General features: G+C 65.2%; 18 protein-coding genes. 12 read left to right on the forward strand and 6 right to left on the reverse strand.

What is annotated here, in order from left to right:
* The first annotated feature begins 4 nt into the window (after positions 1-4).
* From purC to ACLHHB_RS03875, 7 genes are all read left to right on the forward strand, one after another.
* The gene (gene purC, locus ACLHHB_RS03845; RefSeq protein ID WP_410216991.1) at positions 5-766 is read left to right on the forward strand and encodes a phosphoribosylaminoimidazolesuccinocarboxamide synthase; all 762 of its coding nucleotides are present in this window, start codon (positions 5-7) and stop codon (positions 764-766) included.
* Positions 767-780: 14 nt separating this feature from the next.
* The gene (gene purS / locus ACLHHB_RS03850) at positions 781-1,020 is read left to right on the forward strand and encodes a phosphoribosylformylglycinamidine synthase subunit PurS (protein WP_410216964.1); all 240 of its coding nucleotides are present in this window, start codon (positions 781-783) and stop codon (positions 1,018-1,020) included.
* A 97-nt stretch (positions 1,021-1,117) separates the two neighbouring features.
* Positions 1,118-1,927, forward strand: coding sequence for an ABC transporter ATP-binding protein (locus ACLHHB_RS03855; RefSeq protein WP_410216965.1), 810 nt, complete (start codon positions 1,118-1,120; stop codon positions 1,925-1,927).
* A 25-nt stretch (positions 1,928-1,952) separates the two neighbouring features.
* Positions 1,953-2,687, forward strand: a complete 735-nt coding sequence (locus ACLHHB_RS03860; protein WP_410216966.1) for a transporter substrate-binding domain-containing protein — start codon at positions 1,953-1,955, stop codon at positions 2,685-2,687.
* A gap of 51 nt (positions 2,688-2,738) precedes the next feature.
* Positions 2,739-3,620 (forward strand): ABC transporter permease, encoded by an 882-nt coding sequence (locus ACLHHB_RS03865; protein ID WP_410216967.1) that lies wholly within the window; start codon positions 2,739-2,741, stop codon positions 3,618-3,620.
* Positions 3,617-4,441: an ABC transporter permease gene (locus tag ACLHHB_RS03870; RefSeq protein ID WP_410216968.1), complete on the forward strand. Its 825-nt coding sequence runs from the start codon at positions 3,617-3,619 to the stop codon at positions 4,439-4,441. Before ACLHHB_RS03865 ends, ACLHHB_RS03870 begins: the two co-directional genes overlap by 4 nt.
* Before the next feature lie 5 nt (positions 4,442-4,446).
* The gene (locus ACLHHB_RS03875; protein ID WP_410216992.1) at positions 4,447-5,781 is read left to right on the forward strand and encodes a glutamine synthetase family protein; all 1,335 of its coding nucleotides are present in this window, start codon (positions 4,447-4,449) and stop codon (positions 5,779-5,781) included.
* Positions 5,782-5,796: 15 nt separating this feature from the next.
* On the opposite strand, the gene ACLHHB_RS03880 is transcribed toward ACLHHB_RS03875, so the two are convergent.
* Positions 5,797-9,174: an error-prone DNA polymerase gene (locus ACLHHB_RS03880; RefSeq protein ID WP_410216969.1), complete on the reverse strand. Its 3,378-nt coding sequence runs from the start codon at positions 9,172-9,174 to the stop codon at positions 5,797-5,799.
* 59 nt (positions 9,175-9,233) lie between these two features.
* Positions 9,234-10,706 (reverse strand): Y-family DNA polymerase, encoded by a 1,473-nt coding sequence (locus ACLHHB_RS03885; RefSeq protein WP_410216970.1) that lies wholly within the window; start codon positions 10,704-10,706, stop codon positions 9,234-9,236.
* 245 nt (positions 10,707-10,951) lie between these two features.
* On the opposite strand from ACLHHB_RS03885, the gene ACLHHB_RS03890 reads away from it, so the two are divergent.
* Positions 10,952-12,445 (forward strand): phospholipase D-like domain-containing protein, encoded by a 1,494-nt coding sequence (locus ACLHHB_RS03890; RefSeq protein ID WP_410216971.1) that lies wholly within the window; start codon positions 10,952-10,954, stop codon positions 12,443-12,445.
* Here the strand turns inward: ACLHHB_RS03890 and ACLHHB_RS03895 are convergent.
* Complete coding sequence (locus ACLHHB_RS03895) at positions 12,442-13,110, reverse strand: autoinducer binding domain-containing protein (protein ID WP_410216972.1); 669 nt, start codon at positions 13,108-13,110, stop codon at positions 12,442-12,444. The two genes, ACLHHB_RS03890 and ACLHHB_RS03895, sit on opposite strands and share 4 nt — an antisense overlap.
* A gap of 382 nt (positions 13,111-13,492) precedes the next feature.
* Here ACLHHB_RS03895 and ACLHHB_RS03900 point away from each other — a divergent pair, with 382 nt between their 5' ends.
* Together ACLHHB_RS03900 and ACLHHB_RS03905 are read left to right on the forward strand one after the other, a co-directional pair.
* A complete protein-coding gene (locus ACLHHB_RS03900; protein WP_410216973.1) occupies positions 13,493-14,551 on the forward strand; it encodes an aldo/keto reductase in 1,059 nt (352 codons plus the stop codon).
* Positions 14,552-14,607: 56 nt separating this feature from the next.
* Positions 14,608-15,537, forward strand: a complete 930-nt coding sequence (locus tag ACLHHB_RS03905; protein ID WP_410216974.1) for a DnaJ C-terminal domain-containing protein — start codon at positions 14,608-14,610, stop codon at positions 15,535-15,537.
* Here the strand turns inward: ACLHHB_RS03905 and ACLHHB_RS03910 are convergent.
* The 3 genes from ACLHHB_RS03910 to ccmI form a co-directional block, all read right to left on the reverse strand.
* The gene (locus ACLHHB_RS03910) at positions 15,507-15,704 is read right to left on the reverse strand and encodes a DUF1289 domain-containing protein (RefSeq protein ID WP_410216975.1); all 198 of its coding nucleotides are present in this window, start codon (positions 15,702-15,704) and stop codon (positions 15,507-15,509) included. The genes ACLHHB_RS03905 and ACLHHB_RS03910 overlap by 31 nt on opposite strands.
* A 96-nt stretch (positions 15,705-15,800) precedes the next feature.
* On the reverse strand, positions 15,801-16,274 hold the full coding sequence (ruvX, locus tag ACLHHB_RS03915; protein ID WP_410216976.1) for a Holliday junction resolvase RuvX: 474 nt from the start codon (positions 16,272-16,274) through the stop codon (positions 15,801-15,803).
* Positions 16,271-17,500, reverse strand: a complete 1,230-nt coding sequence (gene ccmI, locus ACLHHB_RS03920; protein ID WP_410216977.1) for a c-type cytochrome biogenesis protein CcmI — start codon at positions 17,498-17,500, stop codon at positions 16,271-16,273. Before ccmI ends, ruvX begins: the two co-directional genes overlap by 4 nt.
* A 182-nt stretch (positions 17,501-17,682) precedes the next feature.
* Between ccmI and ACLHHB_RS03925 the strand changes: the two genes are divergently transcribed.
* Complete coding sequence (locus ACLHHB_RS03925) at positions 17,683-18,948, forward strand: sarcosine oxidase subunit beta family protein (protein WP_410216978.1); 1,266 nt, start codon at positions 17,683-17,685, stop codon at positions 18,946-18,948.
* 91 nt (positions 18,949-19,039) lie between these two features.
* Positions 19,040-19,306 (forward strand): hypothetical protein, encoded by a 267-nt coding sequence (locus ACLHHB_RS03930; RefSeq protein ID WP_410216979.1) that lies wholly within the window; start codon positions 19,040-19,042, stop codon positions 19,304-19,306.
* Positions 19,307-19,310 lie beyond the last annotated feature (4 nt).

Here is a 19,310-nt window from a genome sequence, read left to right on the forward strand (position 1 = left end):
GCCCATGGCACCGCGGCGCAAGAAGGTTTACGAAGGCAAGGCAAAGATCCTCTATGAGGGCACTGAACCGGGCACGCTCATCCAGTATTTCAAGGATGACGCGACCGCCTTCAACGCCCAGAAGAAGGCGACGATCGAGGGCAAGGGCGTGCTGAACAACCGCCTGTCCGAGTTCTTCATGAACGGTTTGACGAATATCGGCGTCCCGAACCATTTCATCCGCCGCATCAACATGCGCGAGCAGCTGATCCGCCAGGTCGAGATCGTGCCGCTGGAAGTGATCGTGCGGAATTTTGCCGCCGGTTCGCTGTCCAAGCGGCTGGGCCTGGAAGAAGGCGCGCTGCTGCCCCGCCCGATCGTCGAATACAGCTTCAAGAACGACGAGCTGGGCGACCCGATGGTGTCCGAGGAATACATCATCGCCTTTGGCTGGGCGACCCAGCAGGACCTTGACGACATCGTCAGCCTTGCCCTGCGCGTGAACGACTTCCTGTCCGGCGTGTTCTACGGGGCCGGCATCAAGCTGATCGACTTCAAGATCGAGATCGGCCGCGTTTGGGACAACGATTTCATGCGCCTGATCGTCGCCGACGAGATCAGCCCCGACAGCTGCCGGCTGTGGGACGTCAAGACAGGGCAAAAGCTGGACAAGGACGTGTTCCGCCGCGACCTGGGCAGCCTGACCGACGCCTATACCGAGGTGGCGCGCCGGCTGGGCCTGATGCCCGCGAACACGACCAGCCTGAAACCGACCGCGATCAACTGAAAGGACGCCCCGCCATGAAAGCACGTGTGACCATCATGCTGAAGGACGGCGTCCTGGACCCGCAGGGCGAGGCCATCCGCCATGCCCTGGGCGGGCTGGGCCATGGGGGTGTCAACGGCGTCCGCCAGGGCAAGCTGATCGAACTGGATCTGGCCGCCACGGATGCCGAGGCCGCCCGCGCCGAAGTGACAAGGATGTGCGAAGGGCTTCTGGCCAACACCGTGATCGAGAAGTACACGGTCGAGATCGCCTGAACCCTTCACCTGACGCTGCGGCAACCTGCCCTTATCGGCAGGTTGCCCGCTTCTGCCCGTTGCAAATCCTTCGCGATTGACGCCCAATGCGCGGATGATGAGCCAAAGCCCCTCCGTTCCGACCATGACCCATTCCGACGCCGCCCCGGTCATCCGGATCAGCGACTTGCACAAATCCTATGGCCCGCTCGATGTGCTGAAGGGCGTTTCCATGACGGCACCGCGTGGGCATGTGATCAGCCTGATCGGCTCGTCCGGGTCGGGCAAGTCGACGTTGCTGCGTTGCTGCAACCTGCTGGAAAACAGCCAGTCCGGAGAGATCCTGTTCGATGGAGAGGCCGTGCGCTGGAAGGGGCAGGGCCAAGCGCGCCAGCCGGCCGACCGCGCTCAGGTGACCCGTTTTCGCACCAACCTGTCAATGGTGTTCCAGCAGTTCAACCTGTGGGCACACATGACCATCCTGCAGAACGTGATGGAGGCCCCACTGACCGTTCTGGGCGAGGATCGGGCCGCTGTGGAGCATCGCGCCCGCGACCTGCTGGCAAAGGTGGGGATCGGCGACAAGGCCGATGCCTGGCCTGCCCAACTGTCGGGCGGACAGCAGCAACGGGCGGCCATCGCCCGGGCGCTGTGCATGCAGCCCAAGGCCCTGCTGTTCGATGAACCCACCAGCGCGCTGGACCCCGAGCTGCAGCAGGAGGTGGTCAAGGTCATCAAGGATCTGGCGGGCGAACATCGCACCATGATCCTCGTCACACATGACATGCGGCTGGCCGCCGATGTCAGCGATCATGTCGTGTTCCTGCACCAGGGCGTGATCTGCGAAGAAGGCCCGCCATCGCGGCTGTTCCAGGATCCGCAGACCGACCGTTTGCGCCAGTTCCTGTCCGCCACCATGGCCAATTGAAAAAAAACCAACAGGAGAGACCCGAATGAAACTGCTGACGATGGCCGTGGCCGCCCTGGCCCTGACCGCAGGCCTTTCCCAGGCCCAGACCGTGCGCATGGGGACCGAGGGTGCCTATGCCCCCTATAACTTCATCGACGACGCGACGGGCGAAGTGACCGGATTCGAGGTCGAACTGGGCAACGAGTTGTGCCGCCGCGCCGAACTGGACTGCACCTGGGTGCGCAACGACTGGGATTCGATCATCCCGAACCTGGTGTCGGGCAACTATGACACGATTCTGGCCGGCATGAACATCAACGAAGAGCGCAAGCAGGTCGTCCAGTTCACCCAGCCCTATACGCCCGCCATGCCTTCGGCCTATGCGGCGCTGTCGGCGGATGTTGATGTCAAAAGCGGCGTCGTTGCGGCCCAGACCAACACGATCCAGGCAGGCCATGTTGCGGAAACCGGCGCGACGCTCCTAGAATTCCCCAACCCCGACCAGACAGTTGCCGCCGTTCGCAATGGCGAAGCCGACGCGGTCTTTGCCGACAAGGATTTCCTCGTTCCGATCGTGGAAGAGTCGGGCGGCGAACTGGTCTGGGTCGAAGGTGGCGAGACCGTTCCCTTGGGCGAGGGCATCGGCATGGCGCTGCGCCAGTCCGACAACGAGCTGCGCGAAACCTTTGATGCCCAGATCACCGCAATGAAGGAAGACGGCAGCCTGAACACGCTGATCGTCAAGTGGTTCGGCGACGACGCCCTGACCTTCGAGTGATGTGACCTGCCGCTGCGGATCCTTTGCCGCGGCGGCCTTTCGGGATATCCGATGTTTTCCTATTGCACCGATCCGTCCTTGCTCGAAGGGCTTGCCTGGCTGTCATGCTATCTGACATCGGGCACGCATATGCTGTTCTATGCCAGTTTCGGAACGGTGCTGCTGCTGCTGGCGGTCACGGCGCCCATTGCGCTGCTTTTCGGGTTCGGTGGTGCCATGGCGTCGCGCTCGCGCATTGCGCCGCTTCGCTGGTTCGGCAAGATTTATACCTCGATGGTGCGCGGCATTCCCGATATCATCTTTTTCCTGTTCGTGCCGATCGCGCTGGACCAAGGCTTTGAATGGGTGCGCCACAAGGTGCTGTGCAACAGCGATCAGCCGGTCTGGCAGGGCAATGATTTCGTCGTCTGCGCGGCGGCCAAGCTGCCGGCAAATTCATCCGCCCCTTGGGTGCATGACGCTTATGGCATTCTTCTGGCAGTCATCGCCTTCTCGATCGTCTTCGGCGCCTTTGCAGCGAACGTGCTTTACGGCGCCATGCAGGCCGTGCCGCGGGCGCAACTGGAAACGGCCGAAGCTTATGGCATGACGCCGCGCCAGGTCAGCCGCCGCGTGCTGATCCCGCAGATGTGGACCTATGCGCTGCCGGGCCTGTCGAATCTGTGGATGATCCTGATCAAGGCCACGCCGCTGCTGTTCCTGCTGGGGGTCGAAGATATCGTCTATTGGGCGCGGGAACTGGGCGGGTCCAAGACCAGCGCCTTCAGCTATCCGCACCCGGACTGGCGGCTGTATTATTTCTTGGGGATCCTGGTGTTCTATCTGGGCATGACCTGGATATCCGAACGTGTGCTGGGCCGTGTCACCCGGCGCCTGTCACGGGGGCAGGCGACGATGGGCGGCGAAGCGCAACGCCAGGGGGCTGTCGCATGAGCTGCGTCCAGACCATCATGGATTACGGCCTGCGTTCGATCGGCATCGGCGAGCGGCTGCTGCCGCGGGCCGATTACAACCTGTGCCAGCAGTTCACCCTGATCGGGTCGGGGCTGATCTGGAACCTTTACTTCGCCATTCTGGCGCTCGGCTTCGGGTTCGTGCTGGCCAATGTCGTGGCCGTCGCCAAGGCCAGCCGCAGCCCTTGGGCGCGCAGGCTTGCGGATGGCTTCATCTTCCTGTTTCGGGGCAGTCCGCTCTTCATCCAGTTCTTCATCGCCTACGAGGCACTGGTCCTTTTGCCCCGCGCGGGCATCGAGGTCTTCGGGCTGACCATCCAGACCAGCTGGCTGACCAAGGCCTGGGCCGGGGCCCTGATCGTCCTGATCCTGAACACGGCCGCCTATTCCGCCCAGATCTTTCACGGGGCGCTGATGTCGGTGCCCAAAGGGGACATCGAGGCCGCCGACGCTTATGGAATGACCGGCTGGAAGCGCTTTCGCCGGGTGATCTGGCCGACGATGATGCGGCTGGCCTGGCCGTCCTATACCAACGAGGCGATCTTCCTGTTCCATGCCACGACGCTGGTGTATTTTTCGGGCTTTCCCGCCTTTCAGCAGCGGGGCGACGCGCTGTACTATGCCAGCTATTTCGCGGACCGGACCTTCAACCCCTTTGTTGCCTATCCCATTGCCGCGGGCTACTTTATCGTGGCGACCTTGGCTCTGATCTGGCTTTTCGGCAGGGTGAACCGGCGGCTGAACCGTCACCTTCCGGGGGCGGCCAAGCGTGTGCGATACCGTCCCCAGCTGGTGCGATGATCAAGATGGAATGGCTGCGCGAACATCCCGAGGTGAAAACCATCCGCGTTGCGGCGGCCGATCTGAACGGGGTGGCGCGCGGCAAGCGCCTTCCTGCGCGCTATGCCGACAAGCTGCTGGAGGAAGGGACCAAGTTTCCGTATTCGGTCCTCAACCTGGACATCTGGGGCGAGGATGTCGAGGACAGCCCGCTGGTTTTCCAGTCAGGCGATCCGGACGGCCTTCTGCTGCCGACCGAGCGTGGCTTCCTGCCCATGCCCTGGCTTGATGCGGCACCGACCGCGCTGCTGCCCTTGTGGATGTTCCATCCCGACGGGCGTCCTTACGATGGTGATCCGCGGCAGGCACTGGCCCGCGTGGTCGAGCGTTATCAAGCGGCGGGCCTGACGCCGGTGGTCGCGACCGAGCTGGAGTTCTTCCTGATCGACGACAGTGGCCGCCAGCTGCGCGTGCCGCCCAACCCCCGATCCGGCAAGCGGCGCACGGGGGGCGAGGTTCTGTCGCTGCGCGCACTGGATGCATTCGACCAGTTCTTCACGTCGCTTTACGACGCCTGCGAGTCGATGGACATTCCCGCCGACACCGCCATTTCCGAGGCGGGGCCCGGCCAGTTCGAGATCAACCTGATGCACCAGGCCGATCCGCTGAAGGCCGCCGACGACACCTGGCTGTTCAAGATGCTGGTCAAGGGGGTGGCCCGCAGCTACGGCTTTGCGGCCAGCTTCATGGCCAAACCCTATGAGGCCTTTTCCGGCAACGGGATGCACATGCATTTCTCGATCCTGGACAAGGACGGGAACAACATCTTCGACAACGGCGGCGAAGAAGGGACCAAGGTGCTGCGTCAGGCCGTGGCTGGGTGTCTGCGCGCCATGCCCGGATCGACGCTTCTCTTCGCCCCGCACGAGAACAGCTATGACCGGCTGGTTCCGAACGCCCATGCGCCCACGGGCATCGGCTGGGCCTATGAGAACCGGACGGCGGCGATCCGCATCCCGTCCTCGGGGCCACGGGCGCGCCGGATCGAGCATCGGGTCGCGGGGGGCGACGTGAACCCTTATCTGACCACTGCCGCCATCCTGGGCGCGGCGCTGAACGGGATCGAGGACGGTCTGGATGCGCCCGCCCCCTTCAAAGGCAATGCATATGACCAGAACCTGGCGCAACTGCCCGGTGACTGGGGTGCGGCGATCGATGCCTTTGACAACTGTCCTCAGATCCGCCGCATCCTGCCGCCGCATCTGGTTGACAACTATTTGATGACCAAGCGGCAGGAACTGTTCTACATGGCCGAACTGTCCGACGAGGAAACGGTCGAACTGTATCTGGACACCGTCTGACGCGGCCAGCCTGTTTCAATGGAAATCCCGGCTGGGAAACAGCCGTTTCGCCTGATCGCGTGGATGCAGGGCCGTGCCGGGCACGCTGCCGCCGACCGGGCGGCGAGTTTCGTCCGCCCGCCCGTCATTCGTTTCGATCATCCGGGGGCGGCCAAGCGTGGTCAGCAGGGGCGACAGGTCCTCGATCCTTTCCGCGATCAGGTGCAGCACCGTCCCGTCGCGCTGGATGCGTCCGGTGACCCGCAGCAGGCGGCCCGTCACCACGGCCTTGCGAAACGTTTCATAAACGGTCTTCCAGACCACCACATTGGCCACGCCGGTCTCGTCCTCCAGCGTCAGGAAGATCACCCCCGATGCCGTGCCGGGGCGCTGGCGGGTGATGACGAGGCCGGTGATGGTCCGGCGGCCATGCACCCCCGGCAGGCGGTCATGAGGCAGGCTTTCGGGCAGGCCCGGACGCAGCAGTTCCAGCGGGTGCGCGCGCAGCGACAGGCGCAGGGACAGGTAATCCTCGATCACCTCCTGGCTCAGCGTCATGCGGGGCAGGATGACGGCAGGCTCGATGATGCCCTCGCCCTCGGCGCCGAACAGGGGCAAGGGCTTCGGCATGGCCAGCGCGCGCGCGGCCCAGAGGGCATCGCGTCGGGTCAGGCCAAGCGCGGCAAAGGCATCGCCATCGGCCAGACGTTCCAGCGTGGCGGGGGGCACGCCCGCCCGACGCCACAGGCTTTCCACGTTGGGATAGCCATTGGCGCGGGCGGCGACGATCCAGGCCGCATCCTCGGCGCGCAGACTTTTGATCTGGCGCAGGCCAAGGCGGATGGCCAGTTCCCCGTCGCTGCGCGGCTCGATCGTGCAGTCCCATTCGGAATGGTTGACCGAAACCGGCCGCACCTCGATCCCGTGGTCGCGGGCGTCGCGGACCAGTTGCGCGGGGGCATAAAAGCCCATCGGCTGGCTGTTCAGCAGGGCACAGGTAAAGATCGCCTGGTGATGGCATTTCAGCCAGGCCGAGACATAGACCAGCCGCGCAAAGCTGGCCGCATGGCTTTCAGGGAAACCATAGCTGCCGAAACCCTCGATCTGCGCAAAGCAGCGTTCCGCGAAATCGGCATCATAGCCACGCGCCAGTATCCCGGACACGAAGCGTTCGCGAAAGCTGCCGATCGTGCCCATGCGCTTGAAGGTCGACAAGGAGCGTCGCAGCCGGTCGGCTTCGGCTGGGGTGAAGCCCGCCGCGACCACGGCGATCTGCATGGCCTGTTCCTGGAACAACGGCACGCCATAGGTGCGGTGCAGCACCTCCATCAGCGCGGGACCCAGATCATGGACGGGTTCGCGTCCTTGGCGGCGGTTGATGAAGGGATGGACCATCCCGCCCTGGATCGGCCCGGGCCGGACGATGGCGACCTCGCAAACGAGGTCATAGAACTTGCGCGGCAGCATGCGGGGCAGAAAGTTCAGCTGCGCCCGGCTTTCGACCTGAAAGACCCCCACCGCATCGGCGCGGCAGAGCATGTCATAGACTGCCGGATCCTCGGGCGGGACATTGGCCAGAGTCAGGCGCTGGCCGCGATGATCGGCCAGCAGGGCAAAGCCCTTGCGGATCGCGGTCAGCATGCCGAGTGCCAGGATGTCGACCTTGAGAAGGCCAAGCGCGTCGATGTCGTCCTTGTCCCATTCGATGATGGTGCGGTCCTCCATCGCGGCATTCTCGATGGGGCACAGTTCGTCCAAGCGGCCCGCGGTGATGACAAAGCCGCCGACATGCTGGGACAGGTGGCGCGGAAAGCCGATGATCTGGCCGATCAGCCAGACGGTCATCTGCAGGCGTCGGTCCGACGGGTCGAGGCCCGCCTCGCGCAGGCCGTCCTCGCCGGGGGCGGTTGAGGAAAAGCCCCAGATCTGCCCGGTCAGCCGCGCCAGCACATCCTGCGACAGGCCCATGACCTTGCCGATCTCGCGGATGGCGGCGCGGGTGCGGAAGTGGATGACCGTGGCGGTCAGTCCGGCACGGTGGCGGCCATAACGCTCATAGATCCACTGGATCACCTCTTCGCGGCGTTCGTGTTCGAAATCGACATCGATATCGGGCGGTTCGCCCCGTTCCTTGCTGATGAAACGCTCGAAGATCAGGGTGATCGATTCGGGGGGGACCTCGGTGATTCCCAGAAGATAGCAGACAACCGAATTCGCTGCCGAACCGCGCCCTTGGCACAGGATCCCCTGACTGCGGGCATAGGCCACGATGTCATGCACGGTCAGGAAATAGGGCGCATAGCCCACGTCCTCGATCAGTTGCAGCTCCTTGGCGATGCCGTTCTGCACCTTGGGCGGGGCGCCGCGGGGATAGCGGCGTGCCAGCCCTTCCCGGGTCAAGCGTTCCAGCCGAGCCTGGGCCGTTTCGGTGGGGCTGTCTTCGGACGGATAGCGATAGCGCAGATCGTCCAGCCGAAAGGCGCAGCGGCCCGCGATCTCGACGCTGCGCCTGAGGGCGGCCGGATAGCGGTGGAACATCCGCGCCATGTCGCGGGCGGGCTTCAGACGGCGCTCGGCATTGGGCAGGCGATGGCAGCCGATGGTGTCGATGGTCACGCCAAGGCGCAGGCAGGTCAGCACATCGGCCACCGGGCGGCGAAAGGCGCGGTGCATCAGAACGTCGCCCACCGCCACGAGGGGCAGGCCCGTCCCTTGAGAGATTTGCGCCAGCCGGTCCAGCCGCCCTTGATCACGCCCGTCATAGCGGGGCGCGGCCCCCAGATAGGTGCGTCCCGGACACAGGCGGGAAAGGCGCAGCAGGTGATCGCGTGCGGTGACCATGTCGGAGGCAGGGGTTGAGGGGTCGGGCAGGGGGTCGGGCGGCAGGGCGATCAGGATCATCCCCTCGGCCCATTCCTCCAGATCCTCCAGGGTGAGATGGCATTCGCCTTTGGATGCGCGGGTCTTGCCCAAGGACAGGAGCCGCGTCAGCCGCGACCAGGCGGCAAGATCGGTGGGCAGGGCCAGCCATTCAACCGGGCTGTCGGTCAGGACCAGTCGGCTGCCGACGATCAGCCGGGGCAGGGGACTGGCCTGCCGGGCCGTGGGTCCGGTTGTGGTCCAGCGGGTCTGCCGGCTGGAGTGGTCGGTCACCTGCTGCGACCGGATCAAGGGGCCGTCCTGTGTGGCCTGCCTGTCCGCCAGTGCCTCGTCATGCAGGCGGGTCAGTTCCTTGAGGGCGGAAAAGGCCCGCACCACGCCCGCCACCGAGTTGCGATCGGTGATGGCGATCGCCTCCAGCCCCAGTTCGGCGGCGCGGGTCACCATCTCTTCGGGATGAGACGCGCCGGTGAGAAAGGTGAAATTGGTCGTGACGCACAGTTCGGCATAACGTTCGGAAGGTGAGGTCCCCATGGTTTGCGGGACTTCCTTTGGCCCCTGCCTGCCCAAGCGGAAAAAGCGGTCGGGAAGGCTCATGCAAATTCGCCCGCCAGATGCCAGCCCGGGGATTGCGGAGTGTGAAAGAGCCACAAGCGGGGGCCTTGCTGCGTTTCCACCTGCCAATAGTCGCGCATTCCGCTGTTCCAGTCGGGGTCGTCCTGCCACCATTCCGGTGCAATCCGTTCGGGTCCGGCGGCCCGCAGCGTGGTCATCGGGCGTCCGGACCAGCCGAACTGGCTGGGGGGGTGGCCGGCGCGGGCTTGGGCCTGCAGCGAATGGAAGGGACCCAGCAGCAGGGGGCGCAAGGCCGGACCCGACCAGACGGCCGGTTCGCTGAAGGCCGAGGGCACCATGAAAAAGCTGCGTTCGGGCACAAGGCTGCCGGCGGGCAGGGGGCGCAGGATCGCGTCGAAGCCCAGGCGATTTCCAAGCCGCGACAAGAGGCCGGCCAGCGCGTCCTGAACCCGTTCGTTCGTGGAAAGCGCGATCTGGGCAGGGGCCTGCGGCTGGGTCACAAGCGCGATCAGCCGCAAGGCGTCGATCCCGAAGCCCGAATCAACCCGTTCCAACGAAGGAACGAAAAGGGGGGCGATCCGGGCTGGATCACGCATCGGCCGCGCCAGCCCGATCTCCAAGGTGACGGTGGCCCGATCGACGCGCCGCAGTTCCAGCCGCAGGCGACGTGCGCCATGGTGGTGAAGGGCCAGCTTGGCGCACAGCCGGACCAGCAGGCGGTCCAAGGCCGCCGCCACGTCCGACTGCAGGCCGATCGGTTCGGGCAGGGTCAGCCGGGTGCCGAAGGCGGGCGCTTCGGTTTCGGCATCGACGGGTTCGGGCTGATGGCCCAGCAGCTGGTCCAGCCGCATCAGCAGCCCTTGTCCGAAGCGGCGGGCCAAAGGCGCGCGGGGCTGGTCCAGCAGGTTGCCGATCCGGCCCAGCCCTGCGCGGGCCAGCGCCTCGGCCGTGGGCGGATCGATCCTCAGCGCCGTGACCGGCAGACTTGCCAGCCGCAAGGCGGTCTGACCAACGGGCAGGATGCCTCCGCCATGGCGGGCAAGGGCGTGGGCCGCGCCTCTGGTGTCGGCAATGGCGCTGATGCCATGGAGCCGGGCGTGCAGAAGGCGGTCGTGCAGGTCTTCGCGCAGTGCGGCTTCGCCGCCGAACAAATGGGCGACGCCGGTGATGTCGGCTACAAGACCCGCATCGCCATCGCGCGACACGAGAGGGGAATAGCGCGTCGCCCATCGCCGCAGCCCGGCCAAGGCCTGTGCCATGACCATCGGATCGGCGGGCCGGGTCGTCAGGTCGGGACAGATCGCCCACGCATCCGCCAAGGTCATGCCGGGCGCCAGACCTCGTGCCTCGGCCACCGGATCGATGCAATGCAGGTGATTGGAAGAACCCGAGCGCAACGTCAGGGCGAAAGGGCCGAAGGCCGGGTCTTGCCGCAAGCTGGCCTGACTGGCCAGCCGCGGGAACCAGATGCACAGCAGCCTGCGGGGCATTTCAATCGCTTGCCATAAATGTTCCTGTTACGTTCTATTAACCTGTCTTTGCATCTCAAGTCGAGTCTGCATGTGCCATGCTGTCGCAGGGCTTGATTACACGGGCAGCGTCATGGCAGATTTGGGCATCCGCAGCCCATGCCGGAACGAAGCATGGGGATGTGTGTTGAGGCCTGTTCCCTTGATCCGCCTGGGCGCGGCGGGTGAGGGAGGGCGGGCGCAGCAACTGGGAACGACAGGGCAGAATGAACGCATCGAATGACCGGCTGACCCGACCGGGCCGGAACTGCTGGAGGGTCGAACAGTCGGAACGGTTCGCCGTGATCGCCGATGCCGACGATTATTTCTGCACCGTCCGCAAAGCCATGATGCAGGCCCGCCGCAGCATCCTGATGATCGGATGGGATTTCGACGCGCGCATCCACCTGGGCGAGGCCGCCGAGAGCGAGCCTGCCCGGCTGGGTGATTTCGTGATGTGGCTGGCCAGGCGGACGCCGACGCTGCATGTGCGCCTGCTGCGCTGGGACACGGGGGCGCTGAAATCGATCTTTCGGGGCACGACCCTGATGACCATCCTGCGCTGGAAGATGCATCCCCGCATCACGCTGCGCCTGGACAGCAAGCATCCGCTGGCAAGCTCGCACCATCAGAAGATCGTGGTGATCGACGATTGTCTTGCCTTTTGCGGTGGCATCGACATGACCGAAGGCCGTTGGGACACGCGCGAGCATCTGGACAACGATCCCCGCCGCACCAGTCCCCGCGGCACGCTGTTGAAGCCGTGGCATGACGCGACCAGCGCCTTTGACGGCCCGGCCGCACGGGCGCTGGGGGATCTGGCGCGGGATCGCTGGCGTATCGCCTCGGGCGAGGTGCTGGAGCCGGTCACGGATGTCGAGGGCTGCTGGCCCGACGGGCTGAAGCCGAATTTCCACGACATCCCGCTGGCCATTGCCCGCACCCGGCCTGAAATTGCCGAAGTCGAACCGGCTTTCGAGATCGAGCAGATGTATCTGGACCTGATCGCCAAGGCGCGCCGGGTGATCTATGCCGAAAGCCAGTATTTCGCCTCGCGCAGGATCGCGCAGGCAATTGCCCAGCGCTTGATCGAGGAAGATCCGCCGGAAATCGTGATCGTGAACCCCGTCAGCGCCCAGGGTTGGCTGGAGCCGCTGGCCATGGACACGGCGCGTGCGCGGCTGGTCGAGGCGCTGCAAAGGCTGGACCACAAGCGCCGCCTGCGCATCTATCATCCGCTGACCGATGCAGGGGCCGAAATCTATGTCCATGCCAAGATCACGATCGTGGATGACATGTATCTTCGCATCGGTTCCTCGAATCTCAACAACCGTTCGATGCGGCTGGACACGGAATGCGACGTGATCGTGGCCGCCGACCGCTCCGGCTGCGAGGCGGTCCGTGAAAGCATCACCGCCCTGCGCGATGACCTGCTGGCCGAGCACCTGGCCATGCCCGTGGCCACTGTCACGGCCAGGATTGCGGAACATGGCAGCCTGATCGCCGCGATCGAAGCCTGTCGAGGAACTGTCGGGGAAGGGCGCACGCTGGCCCCTTACGAGGTTCCCGAATTGAACGGCTTCCAGACCTGGATGGCAGACAACGAGATCCTGGACCCCGAAGGTCCGGAAAAGATCTTCGAGCCCTTGGGAAAGCGCAGCCTGTTCAAGGGCTGGCGCTGGCCCCGGCACCGGCCCTGGCGGCGCAAGCACCCGTCCTAGCCGGCCGGTCCCTTGGGCAGGCCCTTGGCGATGCCGCCGAGGCTGTTGCCGTTCAGCAGCCCGGTGTCGATCGCCTTGCGGATGGCATAAGCGTTGTCCTCTGCCCCCAGCGCCTTGCGCGCCATCTGCAGGCGATAGCGCAGCGCAGTGCGCGAGATCCCCAAGGCTTTGCAGGCCTGGTCATAGGTCATGCCGCAGGCGATGGCCTCCAACGCCTCGATCAGGATCGGACGCAGGCTGGTGGCGCGTTCAATCATGTCATGGCCTTGTCGCAACAGGCGGTCCATGGCAGCGATCTCGGCATCGGTGAATTCCCGGTCCCCATTGGCAGCCCCGATATAGGACCGGGATTCCACCGGCCCATAGGACAGCGCCACCCCATAGATCAGGCCGTGCTGGCGGGCCTGGCCCATCACGTCCAGCGGATCGTCGATGATATCGGCCAATGCGCTCCAGCGCAGGCTGCCTTCGTTCAGCATGCACCAGATCATCATCGGATCCCCGATGCCCAAGTTCATGCGGGTATAGGCTTGGATCCAGCTGGACGGATAGGTGCAGACGCGCCGGACAGGACGGGAAAAGCGGATGTGAAAGCCGCACATGAAGCCGCGTGGTGCCAACCGGCCAAGGTCTTCGTCGATCTGAGCAAGGGTCTGCGATGACATGGAATGCCTGTCAGGGATCACTGGAAACACGAACGCCTGAATATGACCATTTGCCGACAGTTTCTGCCTTTGTTCGGGACAGCCGGGCTGCGCGTGGCTCAAGGGCAACATAGCCCTTTGGGGCTATAGGTGGTTCGTGAACGAGAGGTTAATCGGGTTCTGTAAAGCCTGCTTTTTTAACGAGTGCAGGGTGTGGAGAAGAAGCGCATGCCCCATGTGCGTTTTTCCAGACCCGGCCAGTGCGCAGTTTTCGCGTGTGGCCTCCACCATTGCTTCAAGTTATTTCATCAAGACTTAAGAGCCGTTCCTTTTCGGAGGGACGGCTTGCGTCCTCCGCCATGATCGCTAGCTTGCGCGCAAGCGAAGGAAGCGGGGTGATCTGATGGAACATGTGAAACTGGGCGGCAGCGAGGTCGAGGTCAGCCGGATCTGCCTTGGCACCATGACCTTCGGCAACCAGACGGGCGAAGACATCGCCCGTGCCCAGATGGATGCGGCGCTGGAGGTCGGGATGACCTTCATGGACTGCGCCGAGATGTATCCGGTCAATCCCGTCCGCCGCGAAACGGTCGGCCTGTCCGAAGAGATCATCGGCCGCTGGCTGGCCCGCACGGGCAACCGCGACCGCGTCCAGATCGCCACCAAGATCACCGGTCCCAGCCAGATGGTCCGCGATGGCGCGCCCTTTGACGGGGCCACGGTTCGAGCCTGCATTGATGCGTCGTTGCGGCGGCTGCAGACGGACCGGATCGACCTTTACCAGCTGCACTGGCCGGTGCGCGGCTCCTACGGATTCCGCCAGAACTGGAACTTTGATCCTTCGGGTCAGGACAAGGCCCAAACACTGGGCCATATGCAGGACGTGCTGGAGGCGATGTCCGATGCCGTAAAGGCAGGCAAGATCCGCGCAGTCGGCCTGTCAAACGAATCAGCCTGGGGGCTGGCACGCTGGTGCGATGTCGCCGATCGCATCGGAGGCCCCCGCATGGCCGCCATCCAGAACGAATATTCGCCGCTCTACCGTCTTTATGACACGGATCTGGCCGAAACGGCAGTGAACGAGGATGTGACGCTTTTGTCCTATTCGCCCTTGGCGGCGGGGCTGCTGACGGGAAAATATTCAAATGGTGCCATGCCCGAGGGCAGCCGTGCCGCGGTGGACAAGGCCACTGGCGGGCAGGGAAACCTGGGCGGGCGCAAGACCGACCGCGGCGTGGCCGCCGCAGCGGCCTATGGCGCGCTGGCGACCGAACATGGCTGGGACGTGGTCCACATGGCCATTGCCTGGCAGCTGACGCGACCCTTCAAGGTGGTCCCGATCATCGGCGCCACGACGATGGACCAGCTGCGCCACCTGATTGCAGGCCTTGGTCGCGAACTGCCAGACGACCTGCGGCGCGAGATCGAGCGGCTGCACCGCCTCCATCCGTTACCCTATTGATGAAATCCGGCCGGTCTCTATCTTTCTGATGAAACTGGAAAACATGAGGGCCAGGCATGGCAGGCGATCCGTATGCAGCGCTCGGCGTGTCGCGCAACGCCAGCGCTGAAGACATCAAGAAAGCGTATCGACGCATTGCAAAGACCGATCATCCGGACCTGAACCAGGATCCGGCGGCGGTTGCGCGTTTCACGGCGGCCTCGGCCGCCTATGACCTGCTGAAGGACCCCGAGCAGCGTCGCCGCTTTGACGCGGGCGAGATCGACGATCAGGGTCAGCAGCAGGCCCCGCGCTGGCGCACGCGCCAGCATGCGGGTGCGGGCAATCCCTTTGGCGAAGGACCGCCGCACGGCGGGGGCGACCCGGACCTGTCGGACGTGTTCGCCGATCTTTTCGGCAACCGGCAGAGCGGACGCGGGGCGGGATTTGGCGGGTTCGGCAATTTTGGCGGCATGCGGGGCGATCAGCGCGGACAGGACGTGCGCTATCAGGTGAAGGTCGATTTCCTGACGGCGGCGCGCGGCGGGCGCACTCGGCTGACCATGCCGGAGGGCGGAACACTGGAAGTGGCGATACCCAAAGGCGCGCGTGACGGTCAGACGATCCGCCTGCGCGGCAAGGGTGCGCGGGGACTGGGACGGGGCGAGTCGGGCGACGCTTACTTGGAGATCAGCGTGGCCGACCACCCGTTGTTCCGGCGCGAGGGCGACGACATCCACCTGGTTCTGCCAATCACGCTGGACGAGGCGGTTCTGGGCGGCAAGGTTCAGGCACCCACCATCGACGGGCCGGTCAGCCTGACGATCCCCAAAGGCGCCACCTCAGGGCAGCGGTTGCGGTTGCGCGGGCGGGGCGTGAACGGAGGCGATCAGCATGTCGAATTGCGAATCGCCATGCCGTCCACGGTTGATCCCAGGCTGGCGGCGTTTTTCGAGGAATGGCGGCGCGAGAACCGTTACGACCCACGCGGTGGAATGGGCGCCTGATCCCGAAGAGCGGCACGTCGTCCGGGCAGTTGGGCCAGCACATTCCGCCGGTCGCCCGGAGGCATGGCGCCCCAGCGCGCAATTTCGTCAAGGCTGCGCAGGCAGCCGCCGCACCATCCTGATACGGGGTCGATGCGGCAAAGCTTGATGCAGGGGCTGTCACTCATGCCGATTGCATTGCCCCGTTCGCCCGCGGCTGCAATGGGAAAAAGACGGGCCGGGCAGAGCCCGGCCCGGTCGCTGCCGCTGGGCGCTGGCAGGAATCAGGCGCGGTCAAGGTAGCGCAGGCGGTCCAGCGCCCCTTGGAGAATATATCCGGCTGCGACCTGATCGATCACTTCGGCACGCCGCCTGCGCGAGGTGTCGGCCTCCAGCAGCGCCCTTTCCGCGGCCACGGTTGACAGGCGTTCGTCCCAGTAGGCGATGGGAAGGTCCGTCAGCCGGGTCAGGTTGCGGGCAAAGGCACGCGTCGATTGCGCCCGCGGTCCTTCCGAGCCGTCCATGTTGCGCGGCAAGCCCAGCACCAGCCCCACCAGCGAGCGGTCGGCCGCAATCCGCAGCAAGGCTTCGGCGTCCAGGGTGAACTTCTGTCTCCGGATCACCGTCAAGGGCGAGGCGACCTGCCGCATCCCGTCCGTAACAGCCACGCCAATCGTCTTGGTGCCCAGATCCAACCCGGCCAGCGCCCCGATGGCAGGCAATACGCCGGCGAAATCCTTGATGTCCTCGTGGATCATTCCGCGACCCCTGCGTTTTCGGCGGCATCGCGGATCACCGTCAGTGCCTCGGGCGTGGGGCCAAAGCGGGTCTGCGCCTCGTTCCAGATGGCGGCGGCCTGATCGGTTCGGCCAAGGACGCCAAGGGCGCCGATCAGCCGGGCCCACTCGTCAGGAGAGCCGCCTTCGGTCGCCAGCCGTTCCTGCAGGCCCGAGACCATGCCCTCGATCATCCGGGCGCGCTCGGCCGGGTCCATGTCTTCGGCGGCAGCCAAGGCATCCGCATCGGGACCGGGCGTTTCAGGCGAAGGTTCGATCGGGGGGACGTCGTCGGGCCGGCCCGCCAGCCAGGCCAATTCCTCGATCGCGCCCCGGATCGAGGGGATCCATGGCGCGTCAGGCGGGCCTTCTTCCAGAAGCCTGCTCCAGATCGGGAAGGCCTGGTCGGGTCGGCCGTTCTGGATCAGCAGCACGCCGCGCAGATAGCGGGCCTGTGGCTGGTCGCGGTCAAGGTCCAGGGTGCGGGTCAGCACGGCTTCGGCCTCGGGGGTGACGATGCCGCCCGCGGCCTCGATCATCAGGGAGGCCTGCTGCATCAGGTCCACGGCAGTTACCTGATCGCCCTTGAGCGCAACCACACGGTCCTGCGCCTGCCGCGCCCCGGGCAGGTTGCCCAGCCGAAGCTCGTGCGTGGCCAGCAGTTCTTGTCCGCGCTGATCGTCGGGATTGCGGGCCACCGCCTCGCGCAGTTGCTCGATCATGGCCAGATATTCGGGATCGGCCTTTGTCAGATCGGGCTGAGGGCGTGCCGGTGCGGCAGCCTCGGCCTCGGCCTGTGACGGCCGGTTGCGATAAGCGGCGTCGGCGGCGGCCACCCGTTCGTTCATCGGCATGTCCGGGGCGCCGGGAACGCCTTCGCGCAGGTATAGCGCCACACCCGCCCCGAGAACCGCCAGCAGAAAAAGGGCAGGCCAGGCGGCCGCCACGGGGCGGCGGACCGGGGTGGCCTGTGTCAGGCGCTTGTCCGCATCCAGCACCTTTCGCCCGATCTCGGCGCGCAGGCGCTCGGCATCGTCGGGGCGTATCACCCTGCGCTCCAGGTCACGATCGACCTCGCGCAGCTGGTCGCGGTATACGCGCAGGTCATAGGCGGCCGCGGGCTCGGTCCCGGCGCGGGCGCGCAGAACCGGCGACAGAATGACATAAGCGACGATTGCGGTCAGTCCCGCAGCCAGTATCCAGAACATCGGCATCCTCCGTTGGCCCCCTCCTATCGCGGATGCCGGCGAACCGGAAGCGTCGTGCCGTCGCGGCAGGGGCGGCGCAGGCGCGAGAACATGTCGCATTCGGACCATATCTGACGTATTGCAACGGTAAGGCCGATGCGCGTATCGACATGCTGCACCGAACCTTGACTTCGAGAGGCACTATGCCCGACGCCCGCCGATCCGGCCGATATTCCGTCTTCGCCATCGCCCGGGAGGCGCTGCGCCAGCATGCGGGCTGGTCACGGGCCTGGACCAGCCCCGAGCCGCGCGACCGCTACAAGGTGATCGTGGTGGGGGCGGGCGGTCACGGCCTGGCCACCGCCTATTACCTTGGCAAGAACTTTGGCATCACCGATGTCGCGGTGATCGAGAAGGGCTGGCTGGGCGGCGGGAACACCGGGCGGAACACGACGATCATCCGCTCGAACTATCTGCAGGACCCGTCGGCGGCGATCTATGACAAGTCGCTGAAGCTGTACGAGACGCTGTCGCAGGACCTGAACTACAACGTGATGTTCAGCCCGCGCGGCCTGATCATGCTGGCACAGACCGAACACGAGATCCGCGGCTACAAGCGCACCGTTTATGCCAACAACCTGCAGGGGGTCGCGACCGAATGGGTCGATCCGCAGCGGCTGAAGGAACTGGTGCCCATCATCAGCCTGGACGGGCCACGCTATCCCGTGCTGGGGGGCCTTTACCAGAAGCGTGGCGGCACGGCGCGCCATGACGCGGTGGCCTGGGGCTATGCCCGCGCTTGTTCCGACATGGGCATGCACATCATCCAGAACTGCGAGGTGACGGGGGTCGAGACTGCGGGCGGACAGGTCCGCGCCGTCAACACCTCCAAGGGCCGCATCGGCTGTGACAAGCTGGCCATCGTCGTTGCCGGCCATTCCAGCCAGCTGGCCGAGATGGCCGGCTTCCGCCTGCCCATCGAGAGCGTCGCCCTGCAGGCCCTGGTCAGCGAACCGATCAAGCCCTGCATGGATGTCGTCGTCATGGCCAACACGGTCCACGGCTATCTGTCGCAATCCGACAAGGGCGAAATGGTGATCGGCGGCGGCACCGACAGCTTCAACAACTTCACGCAGCGCGGGTCCTGGCACCATGTGGAGGAAACCGTCCGTGCCCTGATCGAAACCTTTCCGATGCTGTCGCGGCTGAAGATGCTGCGCCAATGGGGGGGCATCGTGGACATGACGGGGGACCGTTCCCCGATCCTGTCCGTCACGCCCGTCGGCGGGATCTTCGTCAACTGCGGATGGGGCACCGGCGGCTTCAAGGCGATCCCCGGCTCCGGCTGGGCCATGGCCGAACTGGTCGCCAAGGGGACGCCCGGTCCGCTGGCGGCCGATTTCGGGTTGAACCGCTTCCGTGAAGGGCGGTTCATCAACGAATCCGTGGCCGCCGGCGTGGCTCACTAAGCATGGTTCTGCTCATGGTTGTTTTTGCAGGAACCAGAAGCATTGTCCAAGAATTGTGCATGGGCAACCGCCTAGACCGAAAGGGTTTCCCATGGCTGACCGCAACAACAATGGCCTTTACTTCATCGTCGGCGGCATTGTCGTCGTCGTGGCGCTCTTGTTCTTCTTCATGTCGGGTGACAGCACCGGTACGGCCACGGTCGATTCCGACCCTGCCGTTGTGGACGGCGCACCGGCCGCTGGCGGCGACACCAATGTGGTCGTCGGTACCGATCCCGCGCCCGCAGCCCCCACGGTCGGTGTCGAGTCCGACACGCCCCCGGCTGCCGAACCGGTCACGCCGACCCCGGCCAACTGAGCCT

The organism is Paracoccus sp. (in: a-proteobacteria) (genome assembly GCF_046462195.1).
Classification (GTDB): domain Bacteria; phylum Pseudomonadota; class Alphaproteobacteria; order Rhodobacterales; family Rhodobacteraceae; genus Paracoccus.